This window comes from Pseudomonas sp. A, from assembly GCF_056270345.1.
In genome coordinates, this window is record NZ_CM149873.1 from 59,057 (window position 1) to 77,417 (window position 18,361).

Annotated in this window: 12 protein-coding genes; 5 read left to right on the plus strand and 7 right to left on the minus strand. The window is 65.4% G+C overall.

All coding sequences use genetic code 11. The features are described from left to right. Positions 1 to 82: 82 nt before the first annotated feature. Positions 83 to 4,987: an alpha-2-macroglobulin family protein gene (locus tag AC0MAZ_RS00260; RefSeq protein WP_475859747.1), complete on the minus strand. Its 4,905-nt coding sequence runs from the start codon at positions 4,985 to 4,987 to the stop codon at positions 83 to 85. A gap of 269 nt (positions 4,988 to 5,256) precedes the next feature. Here AC0MAZ_RS00260 and AC0MAZ_RS00265 point away from each other — a divergent pair, with 269 nt between their 5' ends. Further along, a complete protein-coding gene (locus AC0MAZ_RS00265; RefSeq protein WP_475859749.1) occupies positions 5,257 to 6,594 on the plus strand; it encodes an MATE family efflux transporter in 1,338 nt (445 codons plus the stop codon). A 116-nt stretch (positions 6,595 to 6,710) separates the two neighbouring features. Here AC0MAZ_RS00265 and AC0MAZ_RS00270 read toward each other — a convergent pair whose 3' ends face one another. The 3 genes from AC0MAZ_RS00270 to AC0MAZ_RS00280 all read right to left on the minus strand — a co-directional run bounded on the left by AC0MAZ_RS00270 (position 6,711) and on the right by AC0MAZ_RS00280 (position 9,789). Next, entirely contained in the window at positions 6,711 to 7,166 is a 456-nt protein-coding gene (locus tag AC0MAZ_RS00270) for an REP-associated tyrosine transposase (protein ID WP_203650338.1), read from the minus strand. Positions 7,167 to 7,351: 185 nt separating this feature from the next. Continuing rightward, positions 7,352 to 9,265, minus strand: coding sequence for an arginine decarboxylase (speA, locus tag AC0MAZ_RS00275; RefSeq protein WP_028691191.1), 1,914 nt, complete (start codon positions 9,263 to 9,265; stop codon positions 7,352 to 7,354). A 152-nt stretch (positions 9,266 to 9,417) separates the two neighbouring features. Continuing rightward, positions 9,418 to 9,789 (minus strand): translation initiation factor Sui1, encoded by a 372-nt coding sequence (locus AC0MAZ_RS00280; protein WP_203650329.1) that lies wholly within the window; start codon positions 9,787 to 9,789, stop codon positions 9,418 to 9,420. A gap of 342 nt (positions 9,790 to 10,131) precedes the next feature. Between AC0MAZ_RS00280 and AC0MAZ_RS00285 the strand changes: the two genes are divergently transcribed. After that, positions 10,132 to 10,743, plus strand: coding sequence for a DapH/DapD/GlmU-related protein (locus tag AC0MAZ_RS00285; protein WP_475859752.1), 612 nt, complete (start codon positions 10,132 to 10,134; stop codon positions 10,741 to 10,743). 125 nt (positions 10,744 to 10,868) lie between these two features. On the opposite strand, the gene AC0MAZ_RS00290 is transcribed toward AC0MAZ_RS00285, so the two are convergent. Beyond that, positions 10,869 to 11,396, minus strand: coding sequence for an NUDIX hydrolase (locus AC0MAZ_RS00290; protein ID WP_475861374.1), 528 nt, complete (start codon positions 11,394 to 11,396; stop codon positions 10,869 to 10,871). A 135-nt stretch (positions 11,397 to 11,531) separates the two neighbouring features. Between AC0MAZ_RS00290 and AC0MAZ_RS00295 the strand changes: the two genes are divergently transcribed. After that, positions 11,532 to 12,476 (plus strand): RHS repeat-associated core domain-containing protein, encoded by a 945-nt coding sequence (locus AC0MAZ_RS00295; RefSeq protein ID WP_475859753.1) that lies wholly within the window; start codon positions 11,532 to 11,534, stop codon positions 12,474 to 12,476. Here the strand turns inward: AC0MAZ_RS00295 and AC0MAZ_RS00300 are convergent. After that, on the minus strand, positions 12,435 to 12,995 hold the full coding sequence (locus AC0MAZ_RS00300; protein WP_475859755.1) for an NUDIX hydrolase: 561 nt from the start codon (positions 12,993 to 12,995) through the stop codon (positions 12,435 to 12,437). The genes AC0MAZ_RS00295 and AC0MAZ_RS00300 overlap by 42 nt on opposite strands. Before the next feature lies 1 nt (position 12,996). Beyond that, positions 12,997 to 14,064 carry a DUF2333 family protein gene (locus AC0MAZ_RS00305; protein ID WP_203650323.1) on the minus strand — a complete coding sequence of 356 codons (1,068 nt, stop codon included), beginning with the start codon at positions 14,062 to 14,064 and terminating at the stop codon, positions 12,997 to 12,999. Positions 14,065 to 14,313: 249 nt separating this feature from the next. Between AC0MAZ_RS00305 and AC0MAZ_RS00310 the strand changes: the two genes are divergently transcribed. Next, positions 14,314 to 15,930: a diguanylate cyclase gene (locus AC0MAZ_RS00310; RefSeq protein WP_475859757.1), complete on the plus strand. Its 1,617-nt coding sequence runs from the start codon at positions 14,314 to 14,316 to the stop codon at positions 15,928 to 15,930. 526 nt (positions 15,931 to 16,456) lie between these two features. Then, complete coding sequence (locus AC0MAZ_RS00315) at positions 16,457 to 18,202, plus strand: methyl-accepting chemotaxis protein (protein WP_475861375.1); 1,746 nt, start codon at positions 16,457 to 16,459, stop codon at positions 18,200 to 18,202. Positions 18,203 to 18,361 lie beyond the last annotated feature (159 nt).

Here is an 18,361-nt window from a genome sequence, read left to right on the forward strand (position 1 = left end):
GGAGCGGGTTTACCCGCGAATGCGATGGTGGCATCACCGACGTATTCGCGGGTAAACCCGCTCCCACAGGAGCAGCGCAAGCTTAGCGGGCGCGTACCACCATCTCGCCCTGGCTGTCGCCGATCGCCTGCAGGTTCGGCCGGTACATCGACTCCACCTGCGGCGGCGGGATGCGGTAGCTGCCCGGGGTCACCGCGCGGGCCAGGTACAGCAGGTGGGTGGTGCCGTAGCTGTCGAGCTTGAGCGCGGCCACGTAGCGGTCGTCACGGTACTCCTGGTGCACCACGCTGGCGTTCTGCATCGACTCGCGCCACTGCTTCACCGCACTGCTGGCGTTGTCCAGGCTGGCGGCGCTCTGCGCCAGGTTCTGGTTTTCAAGCTCCAGGCCCGCCGGCAACAGGTCGACCACCAGGGCATCCGGCACCTGGTCCTGGGCCTTTAGCGCCAGGTGCACAAGCACCAGGTCGCCGCTGCGCAGGTTGCGCACATCCAGTGCCTGGCCGTTCATGCCCAGGTACTCGCGGCGGATCTCCATGCCGTTGCCGCTGGCGGCCGGGGCCTGGCGCGGGTAGCCGGACAGGGTCAACTGCTGGTACAGGGTGTCGCCACCCTGGTTCTGCACGGTCAACGGCGAGGCCAACAGCGGGCCTTCAAGCTTCATGCCCGAGTCGTTGTTGTCGAACTCGCGCACTTCACCGGCGCTGTCCAGGCGAGCTTTCCAGTTGCCTTCCGGCTTGCCCAGCAGGCCACGGCCGGCGAGGAACAGCGCGTTGCGCTCCTGGGTTGACAGCCAGCGGTTGGCGGCCAGCTCGTCGGACAGGCCGAACAGGCGTTGGTCGACCTGGTTGCCGGCAAGGTTGTTCTCCTGCAGCAGGGCGAGGATCAGCGCCTGGTCACGCAGGGCGCTGCCGTAGTCGGCCATCCAGCCTTTGCCGCGTGTCACGGCCAGGCCTGCCTGCAATGCCTGCTGCGAACGCTGCTTGTCGCCCATCTTGTCCAGCGCCACCGCCAGTTGCACCAGCGGCAAGCCGGAGCGTGCGTCAGAGCGGCGCTCGAACAGGCTGCGCAGGGCACCCAGCGGCGCCTGTTGGCTGCGCGCCAGCACCAGGCCGGCGTAGGCCTGCACGGCGAAGCGGGTGTGGTCGGCGTTCTGGCTGTAGTCGACTTCGATCAGGTTGCGCTCCTGCACATAACGCAGCAGGCGCTCGCTGGCCTTCTTCAGTACTTCGGCCGGCACGCCGTAGCCTTGCTCGCGGGCGCGCAGCAGGAAGTCGGTGACGTAGGCGGTCAGCCAGTACTCTTCCTCGCTGTCCGAGCTCCACAGGCCGAAGCTGCCGTTGTAACGCTGCATGCCCAGCAGGTGCTCGATGCCCATCTCGATCTTGCGCTTGCGCACATCGGTCGGCTCGCCCTTGATGCCCAGGCGCTTGAGGCTGTCGGCATCGGCGTACAGCGACGGGTACAGGCCACTGGTGGTCTGCTCCAGGCAGCCGTAGGGGTAGGCTTCCAGGGCGCGGATCTGCTCGGCCAGGTTCAGCGGTGGGCGGCTCGACAACGCCAGGCTTGCTTCCAGGCCCGCTGGCTCGAACTCGGCCAGGTCGCTGTCCGGCAGGCTCCAGGGTTGGTCCTTGAGGGCTACGCGGTAGTGCTTGAGCATCGCCGGGTAGGCCGGGCGCACACCGAGGGTCCATTCGCGTTCGAAGGTGTTGGCCGGCTCGCCCGGCAGTTGCAGGCCATTGACCTGCACCCGTACCTTGCCCTGGCCCAGACCGCCCTGGGCCTGCACCGGAATCATCAGGGTGGTGCGCTGGCCTTCGGCCAGGGTGAAGTTTTGCTGGGCACCGCCAACCAGGCTCAACTGGCCTTCGGCGATCATCTGCACGCTCAGTTGCTGGTCGCGGCCGGACAGGTTGGCCAGGTCCAGCGCCAGCCGGGTGCGGTCACCGCCGGCGAGGAAGCGCGGCGCGGACAGTTCGGCGATCAGCGGCGCGGCGACCACGGTCTTGCCTTCGGCCATGCCGAAGTGTTCCTCGGTCCAGGCCTGGGCCATCAGGCGCAGTTCACCGTTGAAATCGGGGATCTCGACGGTGGCCTGGCCTTCGCCCTTCTCATCGAGGGTCACCGGTAGGCTCTGCTGGGCGACGATGGTCACCGTGGTGTTCGGGCGCTTGCCGCCCTTGGCCATGGCGGCGTCACCACCGAAGGCGAGGCTGGCCAGGCGGCCCTGGCCGGCTTCGATCAGCTGGCCGTAGATGTCCAGCTGGTCGGCGCCATAGGCCTTGCGGCCGAACAGGCTGGCGAACGGGTCTGGGGTCTTGAAGTCGGTGATGTTGAGGATGCCCACATCCACGGCGGACAGCAGCACATGCACCTGCTTCGGCACGCTGCCGTCGGCGTTGACCGCCTTGAACTTCACGGTCAGCGGCTGCTTGGGTCGCATTTTCTCCGGCGCCTGCAGCGACACGGCCAGCTTGCGCTCGGCGCGGTCCAGCGGTAGGTGCAGCACACCCACGGCGCGTTTCGGCGTGGCGTTGGCCTTGCGCTCGCCCGGGCGGATCACCAGGGCGCTGATGTACAGGTCGTGGCGCGCCCACTTCTTGTCCAGCTCGACGTCGAAGGTCTTGCCCTCGGCGGGCACGTCGATTTCCTGCCACCACAGCGGACCATCGGCGGACTCGATCATCAGGTAGCCGCTGCCGGCGGCCGGCGGAGTGACGGTGACCTTGGCGGTGCCGCCGTCCTTGTAGGCGGGCTTGTCCAGGGCGATCTTGACCTGGTCGGGGCGCACGGCGCCACCTTCGGCGTTGTCCTGGGCACGGTAGCCGGCCCAGAAGCGCGCGCTGGAGACCAGGCCGGTCTGCGGATCTTCCACCTCGACGCGGTACGGGCCCCACTCCACCTGGAAGTTCAGCTTGGCGGTGGAGCCGGCCTTCACGCTGACGGTCTCCTCGGCCTGGGTGAGAAATTTCTCGTTGTAGTTGTAGCTCCAGCCGTCGCTCTGCGAGTAGTTCCAGTAGTAGTCACGGCGCTCGCGAATCAGGCGCACCTTCAGGTTGTCGGCGGCGAGCTTCTTGCCGTTGCGGTCGGCCACCAGGAACTCGAATTCCACCGGGCCATCGCCGTCGGTCTCTTCGCCGTCGAACAGGCCGCGCAGGCCCGGCAGGCGGTCAGCGGGCCAGATCGGCTGCTCCAGGCGCCGGGTGATCGGCCGGCCGCCGGACTCCTGCAGGCTGGCCTGCACGGTCAGTTGCAGCGGCGAGCGGGCCTCGGCCCAGCGGCTTTCGATATCGATGCGGGCTTTGCCGTTCTGATCGAGGGTGACTTCGTCCAGCTCCAGGTCCTGGTTCAGCTCGGTTTCGGTAACCGCGCCGAACTGGTAACCCGGCAACGCCTTCACCGCTTCGCGCAGCGGGCGCACGTAGGCCTGGCCGCTGAGGCGGTTGCCAGCAGCCGGCGCGCCGTAGAGGTAACGGCCATTGACCTGGATGCTGGCGGTCTCATCCGGCGCCAGCGGCGTGCTGCTGCCCTTGAGCTCCAGCGCCAGACGCTCGGGGAGGAAGTCCTCGACAAGGAATTCGTAGACCTGCTTGCGGCCACCGCCCATGTCCAGCAGCAGTTGCCAGCGGCCGGTCGGGGCCTCGCTGGCCAGTTGCAACTGGTACTGGAACAGGCCGTTCTTGTCGGCCTCCCAGACGAACTTGCGGCTGACCTGTTCGTCCGGACGACGCACTTCCACATTCACCGGCTGGGCCTTGACCGGCTTGCCGTCCTGGTCGCGCAACAGGCCGTTGAGCAGTACGGTTTCGCCCGGGCGATAGAGGTCGCGCGGGCCGAAGATGAAGAACTGCAGCGGGTTGGCCTGGGGGCCGGTGATGTCGAATTCGGCCAGGTCCAGGGCGGCGGTGTTCAGGCGCAGCAGGGTGGTGTGCACGCCCTGGGTGGCGATCAGGGTGTCGGCCTTGGCGGTGATCGGCAGTTGGGCATGGCCGTCGCCGTCGGTCTTGGCCTGGGCCAGCAGCTTGCCCTTGTCGTCGTGCAGCTCGAGGGTGACGTCCTTGAGCGCCTTGCCACCTTCCAGGGCCTGGCTGAACACGTCCAGGCGGTCGCGGTAACGGTGCGCGGAAACACCGATGTCGCTCAGGGTGAACAGGGTCGCCGGCTGCGAATAGTCGTAGGTACCCGAGGCGCGCATCACCGCCAGGTACACGCCCGGCTCCTGCAGCGGCTTGATCCCGGCGATCGGCAGCAGCACGGTCTCGCGGGTGTTGCGCGCGGGGTTGAGGTCGAAGCGGCCGCTGTAGACCAGCTCGGCCATCTCCAGGGTTTCCTTGGACTGGTAGTAGTACAGGCTTGAGTTGCGGCCCCAGTTGACCAGGAAGCTGGAGAGCATGTCCGGCTTGATGCGGAAGAACTCGACATCGACCTTGTCGACGTTCAGGGCGATCACCGGCAGGCCTTCGGCCAGGCGCGTGGGCAGCAGCGAACCGCGGCTGGCGAAGCCCACGGTGGGCTGCATGTCGCGGGTCTCGAAGCGGCTGACCGATTCGGCCTCAAGCTGGTTGCCGTTGACCGAGAGCAGGCCCTTGTTGATGGTCAGGACCATCTTGCGCTGCGGCTCCAGGTGGCGCAGGCGCAGTTCCATCTGGTTGTCGGAGAGTTCCCAGGCACCGTCGACCTTGCCCTTGACGGTGTCGACCAGGTGCAGCTTGGCGGCGAAGTCCTGGTTGGCGTCCAGCGGCGCGGAGACGCTGACCGACAGGGTGCTGGCGCCGTCGAGCTGGACTTCCGAGACGTCCAGCACGGTCAGCTCGCGACCAGCGTAGCGCTTGGCAACCAGCGCCGGGTCTTCGCGCTTGGCCGCCTTGGTTTCGGCGGGCGCAACGGCGGTAGCGGCATCGGCGGGGGCCGATGGCTTGTCCGGCGTGGAGGAATCACAGGCACTGAGCAAGGCCAGCGCGCAGGCCAGCAACAATCCTTTGTTGAGCATTTGAGAGGGGACTCTTCGGCAGCGTGTACGTGAGGGGGGCAACTATAGCGCAACGGTGCACGGCTTACCTGGCGATGCGCGGCAAGTGAGACCCTGTTCGCGCCGATTGGTTGCTGGGCGGGTAGAATGCTGGCCATTCGTCAATGGGGCGCGCTGCGCACGCCTTTCGCGGCGCAAGGCCGCTCCTACAGGGGCATGCAGTTTCCTGTAGGAGCGGCCTTGTGCCGCGAAAGGGCTGCGCAGCAGCCCCGAGTTCCTCAGGACCTCGCATGTCTTCACTGTCCACCGCCTGGCGCGACCGCCCCACCCACCACAAGGTCTGGGCCCTGGCCGCGCCAATGATCCTGTCCAACATCTCGGTGCCGCTGGTGGCGCTGGTCGACAGCACGGTGATCGGCCACCTGCCCCACGCCCACCAGTTGGGCGCGGTGGCGGTGGGCGCCACGCTGTTCACCTTCATGGTCGGGCTGATGGGCTTCCTGCGCATGGGGTCCACCGGTTTCGCCGCCCAGGCCGCCGGCCGCGGCGACGGCGCCGCGCTGCGCCAGGTGCTGGTGCAGGGGCTGCTGCTGGCACTGGCCTTCGCCCTGCTGATCGGCCTGCTCGCCCTGCCCTTCAGCCAGCTGGCGCTGCACGCGATGCAGCCCAGCGAGGCGCTGCATGCCTCCACCGAGGCGTTCTTCCACACCCGCCTGCTCGGCCTGCCGGCGGCGCTGGCCAGCTACGCCCTGGTCGGCTGGTTCCTCGGCACGCAGAACGCCCGGGCGCCGCTGGCGATCCTGCTGACCACCAACCTGCTGAACATCGCCCTGAACCTGTGGTTCGTGCTCGGCCTGGACTGGGGCGTGGTCGGCTCGGCACGGGCCTCGGTGATCGCCGAGTGGAGCGCCGCCCTGCTCGGCCTTGCCCTCACCCGCCCGGCGCTGCGCGCCTACCCCGGGCACATTGCCTGGGCCGCGCTGAAACGTTGGCAGGCCTGGCGGCCCTTGCTGGCGGTGAACCGCGATATCTTCCTGCGCAGCCTGGCGTTGCAGCTGGTATTCCTGCTGCTGACCGTGCAGGGCGCCCGGCTGGGCGAAGCGACGGTAGCGGCCAATGCCCTGCTGCTCAACGGGCTGATGCTCACCGCCTATGCCCTCGATGGCCTGGCCCATGCGGTCGAGGCGCTGTGCGGGCATGCCATCGGCGCCCGTGATCGCGGCGCCCTGAAACGGGCGCTGGTGGTGGCCTGCGGTTGGTCGTTGATCGTCAGCCTGGGGTTCGCGGTGCTGTTCCTGCTGGGCGGCCATCTGTTCATCGACCTGCAGACCGATATCGCCAGCGTGCGCGAGGCGGCGTATCCGTACCTGCCGTATCTGGCGGTGCTGCCGTTGGTGGCGGTGTGGAGTTACCTGCTCGATGGGTTGTTCATCGGTGCGACGCGGGCGCGGGAGATGCGCAATGCGATGCTGGTGTCGGTGGTGATTGCGTTGCCCGTGGCGTTGGCCATGCGTGGGTTCGGCAATCATGGGTTGTGGCTGGCGTTTCTGGGGTTCATGGCGTTGCGGGCGGGGACGCTGGGGTGGGTGGGGTGGCGGTTGCAGGAAAAGGGGCGTTGGGTTCGGTGACGTTGGGGCCGCGTTGCGGCCCTTTCGCGGCACAAGGCCGCTCCTACATGGGATCGCGGTCTTCTGTAGGAGCGGCCTTGTGCCGCGAAATGAGGGCGCAGCCCTCACCTGCGGACTTACAGCCAAACACAGTCCCAATGTGAATACTCGCCGGCACGCTGAACCAGCCCGGCACGAATGGGATTGGCGATAATGTAGCGGGCAGCGGCCTTGACGTTGTCGTCTCGACGCAATGCCCGATCATGAAAACCGGGTTGCCAGACACGTTGACGATCCACTCCGACACGAAAGAGTGCGCAACTGCTTCTGGATTTGAACGCACGCATCAGACTGCTCAAGCTGCCCTGTCTGAGTTCAACCAGCCAGTGCAGGTGATCAGGCATGAGTACCCAAGCCAAGGACTGGCAAGTGCCTTCCTGCTCGCTCAAGCGAAGTTGCTGGATAACTGCCCTGGCGAAACGCAGGTCAGTGAACAGTGGCGTGCGATTGCGGGTAGTGGTTGTAAGCAGGTACGGACGACCTGCCTCTGAAAAGCGCCCTCTACGCAGTCGGTGGTTACCTTGATGCTCCATGAGTCACTCCCTTGAACATTGCATTCAAAGGTAGTCGCATGGGGCGGACAGCTTTAGAAGAAAGCGTTTCAGATTGTGCTTTCGGTGAGGCCCTTTCGCGGCACAAAGGCCGCTCCTACAGGGTATGCATTCTCCCTGTAGGAGCGGCCTTGTGCCGCGAAAGGGCCGCAAGGCGGCCCCGGCGATTACGAAGACAGGTACGACGACCGGGTCAACCCAAGCCGCAACGCATCAAGGAACTGCGTGCGCTCGCGGGCGGTGATCCGTGCACTGGCCACCTTGTCGCGGTAGTGGGTCATCAACTCCTCCGGCGAAAGGTGCACGTAGCGCAGCATGTCCTCGATGGTGTCGTGGGTCTCGATGCCGGCGTGGTACACGCTGCCGTCGGCGTTCTGGTAGATGTTCACCGAGTCGGTGTCACCGAACAGGTTGTGCATGTCGCCGAGGATCTCCTGGTACGCGCCCACCAGGAACACGCCCAGCAGGTAGTCCTCGCCTTCCTTGACCGCGTGCACCGGCATGCTGGTCTCGATGCTCTGCTCGTCGACGTACTGGTTGATCTTGCCGTCGGAGTCGCAGGTCAAATCCTGCAGCACGGCGCGGCGCAGCGGCTCTTCGTCCAGGCGGTGCAGCGGGATGATCGGCAGCACCTGGCCGATGGCCCAGGTGTCCGGCAGGCTCTGGAACACCGAGAAGTTGCAGATGTACTTGTCGGCCAGCTTGTCGTTCAGCTCGTCCAGCACCTGGCGGTGCGAGCGCTGGCGGGCCTTGAGCGAGTTGTGCAGGCGGCGGCACACGGCGAAGTAGCACTGCTCGGCCAGGGCTTTTTCAGCCAGGGTCAGCTTGCCGTCGGCGTACTGCGCGGCCACGTCGCCCATGTAGTGGGTGGCGCGCCAGTAGGTCTCGGTGACCATCTCGATGTCGGTGGGGCCGAGCAGGTCGGCCAGCCACTGCACGGTCTCGGGCAGCGACTCCTTGTTCTCGATGGTCGGCATCTCGTCGTTGTGGCTCTCGACGTCGGTCACCTGGATCACCAGCATGGCGTGGTGCGCGGTCAGCGAGCGGCCACTCTCGGAGAAGATGTGCGGGTGCGGCAGGCCCTGCGCGTCGCAGAACTCCTTGAGCATCCCGACGACCACGCCGGCGTAGTCGTCCATGTCGTAGTTGATCGAGCTTGCGTTGCGCGAGTGGGTACCGTCGTAGTCCACGCCCAGGCCGCCGCCGACATCGATGTGGTCGACCGGCAGGCCCAGGGCGCGCAGTTCGCCGTAGTAGCGGATGGCTTCCTTGAAACCGTGCTGGTAGTCGGCCAGGTTGGCGATCTGCGAACCCATGTGGAAGTGCAGCAGGCGGATGCCCTGGTCGAGCCCTGCGTCACGGAAACGCTGCACCACCGAGATCAGCTGGGCGGCGGACAGGCCAAACTTGGACTTCTCGCCGCCGGTGTCGGCCCACTTGCTCGAGGCCAGCGACGACAGGCGCACACGCAGGCCGACCTGTGGCTTGACCTTCAACTCCGCGGCTTCCTCGATCACCAGGGCGACCTCGGATTCCTTCTCGATGACGATGAACACGTTGTGGCCGAGCTTCTGGCCCATCAGCGCCAGGCGGATGAACTCGCGGTCCTTGTAGCCGTTGCAGACGATGGTGCCGCCCTTCGGCGCCAGCGCCAGCACCGCCAGTAGCTCGGGCTTGGAGCCGGCTTCCAGGCCGATGGAGACGTTCTGGGTGGCGATGATGTTCTCGACCACCGCTTCCTGCTGGTTGACCTTGATCGGGTACAGCGCGGTGTACTGGCTCTGGTATTCCAGGCGCGCGATGTTGGCGTCGAAGGCGCCGGTCAGCTGACGCACGCGGTCCTGCAGGATGTCGGGGAAACGGACCAGCAGTGGCAGCGACAGACCGCTCTGGCGCAGCTCCTGAACCTGCTCGAACAGGTCGATCGGCGCGCTGTCCGGGCCGTTGGGGCGCACTTCGACGCGCCCGGCCTCATTGATGGCGAAATAACCAGCGCCCCAATGGCGGATGCCATAAACACTGCGGCTGTCGGCCACGGTCCATTGGCTACCATCGTCTTTGCGTGTGCGTCGTACGGACATTCAAGTCCCCTATAGATAAGTCCAAGACACTGCCCCATCAGGTGGCGGGCGCAGTGTAGAAGCTGAAAATGACGAATCGTCCGTGCCCCCGGATAGACCCTGGCCACGGCATCGAGTTTAGAAAGCGCTGGGCGAAAAGTCGCGCGACGGCCTCAGCCGCCGGATTTTTTCGCCTTGAAGCCCTGTTTGATCAGCTCGCCGAGCAACAGTTCGACATGGTCGCCCTGAATCTCGATGACCCCATCCTTGAGCGCGCCGCCGGTGCCGCAACGACGCTTGAGCGTGCTGGCGAGCTCCTTGAGCTGTTCGAGGGGCAGCGGCACGCCGGTGATGGTGGTCACGGTCTTGCCGCCGCGACCTTTGCTTTCACGACGCACACGGGCAATGCCATCGCCTTCGGGGATGACCTGCTGCTTGCAGATGCAGGCGTCCACCGTCTGGCCACAGTCGGGACAGTGCCGACCGGCGTCGGTGGAATATACGAGACCGCCAAGGGCGGCGAAGGAAGAAGCTTTCTTGGCCACTTTTGTTCCTCTGTGCCGAGGACAAAAAACTGGTCGACGGGTGTCGACCGCGAAGCCCCACTCTGGCAGGGGCGGCGCTACTGCCGCAAGGTCCTGCGACAGCCCGAAAAGGGCGCGCAGTGTAACGATAATTCTGCCTGTTGCTAAGTACAGGATTGCGCCATTTTACGAATGTTTTGCGACCTGGCGCATTGCGGCGCTACAACCTTGCCCGCGAGCTCGAACCTGGAGCCTGCAGCGAGGACGCCTTGCTCCAACACCCGGTAACGATTCGTTTATGGCAATGACTGGAGCAGCCGCCATAGTACGGACTTCGCCAGCCCTCATGCAGGAGACCGCCCAATGAGAATTCCCGCCATCAGCGCATTCATTGCCCGCTGGCACGAACTGCGCCTGGCTCCGCCCATGGCCTGGCAGGTGACCCAGGACAGCCACAACCAAGTCCTGGCATTGCTGGGCAGGCTGCCGCCAGGCTACCGGCGCCAGGGCGATTGCGTGGTCCACGAGACCGCGACCGTCGAACCGGGCGCAGTCCTGAAAGGCCCGATCATCATTGGCGCGGGTTGCTTCGTGGCCGCCGGGGCCTACCTGCGGGGCGGGGTCTACCTGGGCAGCCAGTGCGTCGTCGGCCCGAGCTGCGAGCTGAAAAGCAGCTTCATGCTCGACGGCAGCAAGCTGGCGCACTTCAACTTCGTCGGCGACTCGTTGATCGGCTCAACGGTCAATGTCGAAGCCGGCGCCATCATCGCCAACTATCGCAACGAGCTGGACGGCGCCCCCATCAGGATTCGCCACGGCGAGGGGGTCATGGAGACAGCGGTCAGCAAATTCGGCGCACTGGTCGGCGACGGCTGCAAGATCGGGGCAAACGCCGTTATCGCGCCTGGCGCACTCCTGCAACCGGGTACACAGGTGCCGCGCCTCGGGCTGATCGACCAGTACGCCTACGACTGAACACGGGCCTTGTAGCGCTCCGGGCTTGCGCTATTTCACGAAAAATTTGCAACCTCATCGCGGGGCAAGCCCGCTCCCACGGTATCAAGTGCAGTTGCGTGGGAGCGGGCTTGCCCCGCGATCGGTCAGATCAGGCCAGCCTGGTACCGCTGCAACGCCACCAACGAGTCGGGGCAGTACGGCAGCTTTGCGCTTTCGGCCTGGGCCTGCTCGACGCTGATGAACCGCGCCTCGATGACCTCCTCGGGCTGCAAGCGCAGCGGCCCGTCCCACACCGCCGAATACACCGCGCACCACAAGCGGTTGCCCGGCTGCTCGAAGTAGAAGGTCTCGTGAAAACGCAACTCGACGCCGCTCACCCCCAGCTCCTCGGCAAGCTCCCGCGCCGCCGATTCGGCGTAGGACTCCTGCACCCCGACCATGCCGCCGGCCGCCACATCCCAGTAACCGGGATACAGCGCCTTGCTCAGGGTGCGCCGGTGCACGCACAGTTCGCCCGCGCCGTTGAACAGCAAAATGAACGTGCAGCGCCCGATCAGGCCGCGCTCGCGCAGCTCGGCCCGTGGCAAGGCGCCGAGCAGTTGGCCATGCTCGTCGACCCAGGCCACCAGCTCGGCGAGCAGCAGCTCGACGTGGTCGCTCTGGATTTCGATGACGCCGTCCTTGAGCGCGCCGCCGGTGCCGCAGCGGCGCTTGAGCGTGCCTAACAAACTGCCGCTTACCTGATACTTTTGCCAGTAGACTGAACAACAATTAGTAATGAACAATAAAAAAAAACGAGGCATCAGATGAAAAACTGTAGATCCATCCTGCTTGCTCAGAATCAGGCAAAAAGCATACTTGGCACAGCTTCTCACGACATGCCACTTGGGCAGTTCACCTACGCCCCCTATGGCACAGATCGGCGCAAAACAAGCCCTGACACTGCGCTCGGCTTCAACGGTGAACTTCGGAGCCACGATGCGAGCCATTACTTGCTAGGGAATGGCAAGCGTGCCTTCTGGCCTTCCATTATGCGCTTTGGCACACCAGACTTTCTCAGCCCGTTTGCCAGCGGCGGTTTAAACAGTTACGCATTTTGCAACAACGATCCTGTCAACTATAGCGACCCCTCTGGGCAAGATAGGGTTCCCACATTAAGAGCGCTTTCAGCTCAGGCCGCCATCAATAACTCAAGTACACTTAGTGCGATTGCCAAGAACTCATCATTTGAAGCCGTCAGCAGCGACTCTTTATTCGCTGCACGGGCTGCGTATGGCTCCAGCATAGTCGATAGTGCGGAAGTACACTTGAAAGCCACTCGCAGAATGACTCCACGTCAGTTTGAAAGATATGTATCCCGCAATAAGGTCCCACCCGAGGTGGCCCGCCATATTTCTTCCTCACGAACACTAAAGGCATTCTCTTGGATACCCAGCTCTAGAGATTACCGAAATGATATATTAGTTAAAGAAAGAACAATCCTGTTTTTTACAAAATCAATTTCTTTGAGGGGCGTATCCGCAGCGGACTCAGCACTATACACAAAGGCCAGAGCTGCATATATGTCTTCACCCCCCAGCATGTATGACCTTTATAACAATCATTCTAGCGAACTTCAAAATCTATATCATGACAACGCACTATCTTACTTCCAAAACCCAAACCCCAATGACCTTGACGAGGTTAATACTGAACACCGCCATGAGTTTTTATTCAGTGCTAATATCTTTATTGCAACACTTCGAAACTAGGTATCGCTGCAATGCCACCAACGAGTCGGGGCAGTACGGCAGCTTTGTGCTTTCGGCCTGGGCCTGCTCGACGCTGATGAACCGCGCCTCGATGACCTCCTCGGGCTGCAAGCGCAGCGGCCCGTCCCACACCGCCGAATACACCGCGCACCACAAGCGGTTGCCCGGCTGCTCGAAGTAGAACGTCTCGTGAAAATGCAACTCGACGCCGCTCACCCCCAGTTCCTCGGCAAGCTCCCGCGCCGCCGATTCGGCGTAGGACTCCTGCACCCCGACCATGCCGCCGGCCGCCACATCCCAGTAACCGGGATACAGCGCCTTGCTCAGGGTGCGCCGGTGCACGCACAGTTCGCCCGCGCCGTTGAACAGCAAAATGAACGTGCAGCGCCCGATCAGGCCGCGCTCGCGCAGCTCGGCCCGTGGCAAGGCGCCGAGCAGTTGGTCATGCTCGTCGACCCAGGCCACCAGCTCGGCGTCGGAGGCCGCGCGGTGCGCGACCTCGGCAGGATTGGTCGGCATATCAGCCCTGGGACAGCAGTTGGCGCAGGTCGATGACCGCGGCGTTGGCCCGGGAGATGTAGTTGGCCATCACCAGCGAGTGGTTGGCCCACATGCCAAAGCCGCTACCGTTGAGCACCATCGGGCTCCACAGCGCTTCCTGCGAGGCTTCCAGCTCGCGGATGATCTGCCGCACGCTGACCGTGGCGTTCTTCTTCGCCAGCACGTCGGCGAAGTCGACCTCGATGGCGCGCAGCAGGTGCGACAGCGCCCAGGCCTGGCCACGGGCTTCGTAGAACACGTTGTCGATCTGCAGCCACGGGGTCTCGACCACTTCCTCGTCGACCTGCGGCGCCTGGCCGGGGGCCACGGTCTCGGTCTTCAGGGTATTGTTCAGCTTGACCCGGCCGACGCTGGCCGACAGGCGTTGCGACAGCGAGCCCAGGCGGGTGGCCACGTCGCCCAGCCAGTTGTTCAGGTTGTCGGCGCGGGTGTAGAAGATCGCGCCCTGGTCACCCTTGGCCAGACGAGTCTGGTAACGGTTCAGCGACTTGATGCCCTCTTCGAACTCCGACTCGCTGGACGGCAGGATCCAGCTCTTGTTGTCGAAGTTGAAACGCGGCTCGGCCTTGGCCAGGTCGGCGTCCTCGGTCGATTGCGACTGGGAGCGGGCGAAATCCTTGCGCAGGGCGCGGGACAGGTCGCGCACCTGGACCAGCACGCCGTATTCCCAGCTCGGCATGTTGTCCATCCACAGCCCTGGTGGGAAGCGGTCGTTGGAGATGTAGCCACCCGGTTTGTCGAGCAAGGTGCCGGCGACGGTCTTGAGGGTCTCGACGGTGGTGTAGCCGATGACCATCTGCTGGCCGTTGCGCTCGGCGGCGGCCTGGGCACTCTGCTGCACCGGGAACAGCTCGGGCTCCTGGCTCCAGTACCAGCCCAGGCCGATGCACACCAGCAGGTAGAGGCCGATCAAGGTGCCCAGGGCACGGCTCCAGAGGCCACCGAGGTAGCTACGGGTGGCGGCGCCGCGGGTTTCGACCCGCTCACGGGGCTCGGCCTTGGCCTCGCGGTTTTTCCAATCCAGCATGGCATTGTCCTTAATCAGTCACGAACGGTTCAGGGCTTGGACCACAGGCCTCGGCCAGGGTGCCACGACAAGCCCGCATGCCAGCACTATAAAGCAGACGCCGCCATTCGTATAAGCGACCATCGGGTCGGCAACTGAATGACGGTCCCTGAACACTTTGTTGACCCCAGGCACTCGCTTGTCGGAAAAGCAGTGCTAGCATAGAGCCATCATTGAACCTGCGCCCTCCCACTCATAAGTAGTCAGGACATGACCCAGCCAGCCGAGCCGAGCCACGAACGCCTCAAGCAGCACTTTGCCCAGCGGGTGATCCACCAGGCCCGGCAGATCCTCGAGATCTGGCAGCGCCTGCAGCGTGGCGAGTGGTCCAGCGGTGATCTGGGCGAGCTGTGCGAAGCCAACCTGCGCCTGCAACGCTACGCCGAACGCTTCGAGCAACCCGAGCACGGCAGCCTGTCGACGGCCATCGGCCAGACCCTGCGTGCCATCGAAGCCAACAGCGCGCGGCTCAACTCCGAGCTGATCAGCGAACTCAACCGCCTGATGCAGCGCCTGTCGCGCACCGGCCTGCGCAAAGGCGACCAGCTCGACAACGTGCCCCTGCCGCCGCTGCGCAAACCGGTGTACATCGTCCTGCAGGACCACGACCGCGCCGAGCGCCTGGCCCAGCAGCTGGAGTTCTTCGGCCTGACCGTGCAGGCGCTGTGCAGCGCCGAGGCGTTCCAGGCGTCGATGAGCGAGCGCCTGCCGTCGGCCATCGTCATGGACGTGGACTTCACCGGCAGCGGCATCGGCCTGCAACTGGCGGCCCAGGCCCAGCAGGGGCTGGAGCAGCCGGTACCATTGCTGTTCTTCTGCCTGCACGAGACCGACACCCCGACTCGCCTGGCCGCCGTGCGCGCCGGCGGCCAGGAGTTCCTCACTGGCACCCTGGACGCCTCCAGCCTGCTGGAGAAACTCGAACTGCTGACCAGCGCCACCCAGTACGACCCGTTCCGCGTGCTGGTGATCGACGACTCCCGCGCCCAGGCCCTGCACACCGAGCGCCTGCTCAACAGCGCCGGGATCATCACCCGCACCCTGACCGAGCCGATCCGCACCATGAGCGAGCTGGCCGACTTCCAGCCCGACCTGATCATCCTCGACCTGTACATGCCCGAGTGCACCGGCCCGGAGCTGGCCAAGGTGATCCGCCACAACGACCGCTACGTCAGCGTGCCGATCATCTACCTGTCGGCCGAGGACGACCTGGACAAGCAGCTCGACGCCATGAGCGAAGGCGGCGACGACTTCCTCACCAAGCCGATCCGCTCGCGGCACCTGGTGACCACCGTGCGCAACCGCGCCGCCCGCGCCCGCCACCTCAAGGCGCGGATGGTGCGCGACAGCCTCACCGGGCTGTACAACCACACCCATATCCTGCAACTGCTCGAGGACTGCAGCTTCCGCGCCCGCCGCGAAACGCAGCCGCTGAGCTTCGCCATGCTCGACATCGACCACTTCAAGAAGATCAACGACCGCCACGGGCACCCCATGGGTGACCGGGTGATCAAGAGCCTGGCGCTGTTCCTCAAGCAGCGCCTGCGCAAGACCGACTTCATCGGCCGCTACGGCGGCGAGGAGTTCGCCATCGTCATGCCCAACACCGCGCTGGAGGCGGCGCACAAGGTGCTCGACGAGATCCGCCGGCGCTTTGCCGAGATCCATTACCCGGCGCAGCCGCATGACCTGCAGTGCACCTTCAGCGCCGGGGTGGTGCAGCTGGACGACAGCCTCGATGCGCTGACCATGGCCAGCGCCGCGGACGAGGCGCTGTACCGGGCCAAGCATGCCGGACGCAACTGCGTGGTCAGGGTCGAGCCGTAGCCGCTGACATGGGCCGCTCTCATGGAAAACTCGTAACCCATTGATTTAACTCGATCCTGTAGGAGCGGCCTTGCGCCGCGAAAGGGCTGCGCAGCGGCCCCAGGTTCTGAGCCACCCTCGAAGTTGCCGGGGCTGCTGCGCAGCCCTTTCGCGGCACAAGGCCGCTCCTACAGAGAGAAGCCGGCAAACAATACCGGCACTGTGCCACTTTTTTATGGCGCCAACCCTCCGTCGTCATCACCCCGTCACAAAATCGCAATAACTTCAGGCCCCGACCTCTCCACTCCCCCTCCGCAGGAAGTTCGCGGCTATGCGCCTGAAGTGGCTGACCAATTTCAACACCCTGTTGCTGGTGACCGTGTGTATCGCCCTGGGCGCGACCCTGTGGTGGTCGCAACGCGCCCTGGAACGTCCCTACCAACTGATGGAGCGCTACCTGGGCCTGTCCCAGCAGTTCCAGAATGACGCCGCCCGCAATATCCAGGCCTACCTGGGCAGCGGCGACGCCCTGCGCCATGCCGCGGCGATGGAGGCCAACAAACAGTTGCAGGCCGCCCTGGCCGAATGGCCGCAGGAGCTGTCGGCCAAGCTGCGCCCGAGCCTCGACAGCCTGCAGGGCTTCACCGCCAACGAACTGCTCGCCGCCGGCAAGCTGGCCGGTGATCCCCAGGCCCTGCTGCTGCAGGCCGAGCGGGAGCTGGGGGCGAACCTCGAGCAACTGGCCGGCTACGCCCGCGACAGCGCCAGCAGCGATGCCGGCCGCTACCTGACGCCGCTGCTGGAGGCCTCGCTGCACCTGGGCCGGCTGTCCCTGGCCCGCGACAAGCTGGTCAGCAGCGGCCGCGCCGAACTGGCCGCCGAGGTGGAGCGCGAACTGCAACAGATCGCCGCCCAGGCACAGGCCATCGACAGCATGCCGCTGCTGGGGGTGACCCGCGCCGCCGAATCCAACGCCGACGACTTCGCCGCGATGATGGGCCTGGAGTCCCAGGCCAGCAGCCAGCAGGAGGATGTGGCCGTGGGCCTCAAGCGCGAGCTGCACAGCCTGCTCGGCCGCTACCCCGGCGAACTGCAACGCACCCGCGAGCAGATCGAGCGCCGCGCCGCCCTGGCCGCCAGCACCGGCGAGCGCCTGGAGGCGGTGCAGCAGGCCATCGCTGGCCTCGAGCCCGAGGTGCGCGGCCTGCACGCCACCATCGCCGGCGAGGTGCGCCTGATCCAGGGCCTGATGATCGGCCTGATCCTGCTGATCGCCCTGCTGATCGACACCCTGCAGCGCCGCCTGGCACGCACCCTGACCAGCCTGGCGCCAGCACTGTCGCGCTGGGCCGAGGGCGACTTCGCCCAGGCCATCGCCCTGGGCCGCACCAACCGCGAGCTGCACGATATCCAGGAATCGCTGAACCGCCTGCGCCAGTACCTGGTGGAGCTGGTCGGCACCATTCGCCACAACGCCGAACAGGTGGCCGGCAGCAGCCATGCCCTGGCCGGCATGAGCAGCGCCCTGCACGACGGCGCCGAGCGCCAGGCCGGCGACACGGCGCAGATCCGCGACGCCCTGGGTGAGCTGGAGGCGACCATCCAGCAGGTGGCCGGCGATGCCAGCGCCGCCGCCGAGGCCAGCCGCGATGCCGGCCGGGCCGTGGAGCAGGGCCAGACGGTGATCGGCCAGAGCCTGTCCGGCCTGCGCTCGCTGGTCGACGAGGTGCAGGGCAACGCGCGGATGATCGAACAACTGGCGGAAGAGTCGGCGACCATCGGTGGCGTGCTCACGGTGATCCGGGCGATTGCCGAGCAGACCAACCTGCTGGCCCTCAACGCTGCCATCGAAGCGGCCCGGGCTGGCGAGATGGGCCGTGGCTTCGCCGTGGTCGCGGATGAAGTGCGCTCGCTGGCCCAGCGCACCACCGGCGCCACCGGTGAGATCCAGGCGTTGATCGACCGCCTGCAGCAGGCCGCCCGCAGTTCGGTGGACGGCATGCGCACTCAGCTGGAGCACGCCGAGGCCACCGCCAACCAGGCGCAGTCGGCCGATGGCGCGCTGGACGCGATCGTCAGCGCCATCCGCACCATTGCCGACACGGCGGTGCGGATCGCCGATGTGACCGCGCAGCAGACCGGCGCGGTGAGCGAGATCCGCGATCACAGCGAGCGGATTCATGAGTTGGGCGAGGACAACTTGCAGCGCATTGGCGAAGGGCGTGAGCAGGGCGAGCAGTTGCTCAAGCTGGGGGGTGAGCTGAATACGGCGGTGCGGGCGTTCCGCTTGTGAGGGCCTCTTCGCGGGCAAGCCCGCTCCCACAGGGGCTGCGCAGTCGCAGACACGGCGCGATCCCTGTGGGAGCGGGTTTACCCGCGAAAGGGCCGGCACAGGCGATGCACTGGCCAGCGGCCATGTGTCGCCCCTGCAGGCAACTCGGCCCTAACGACG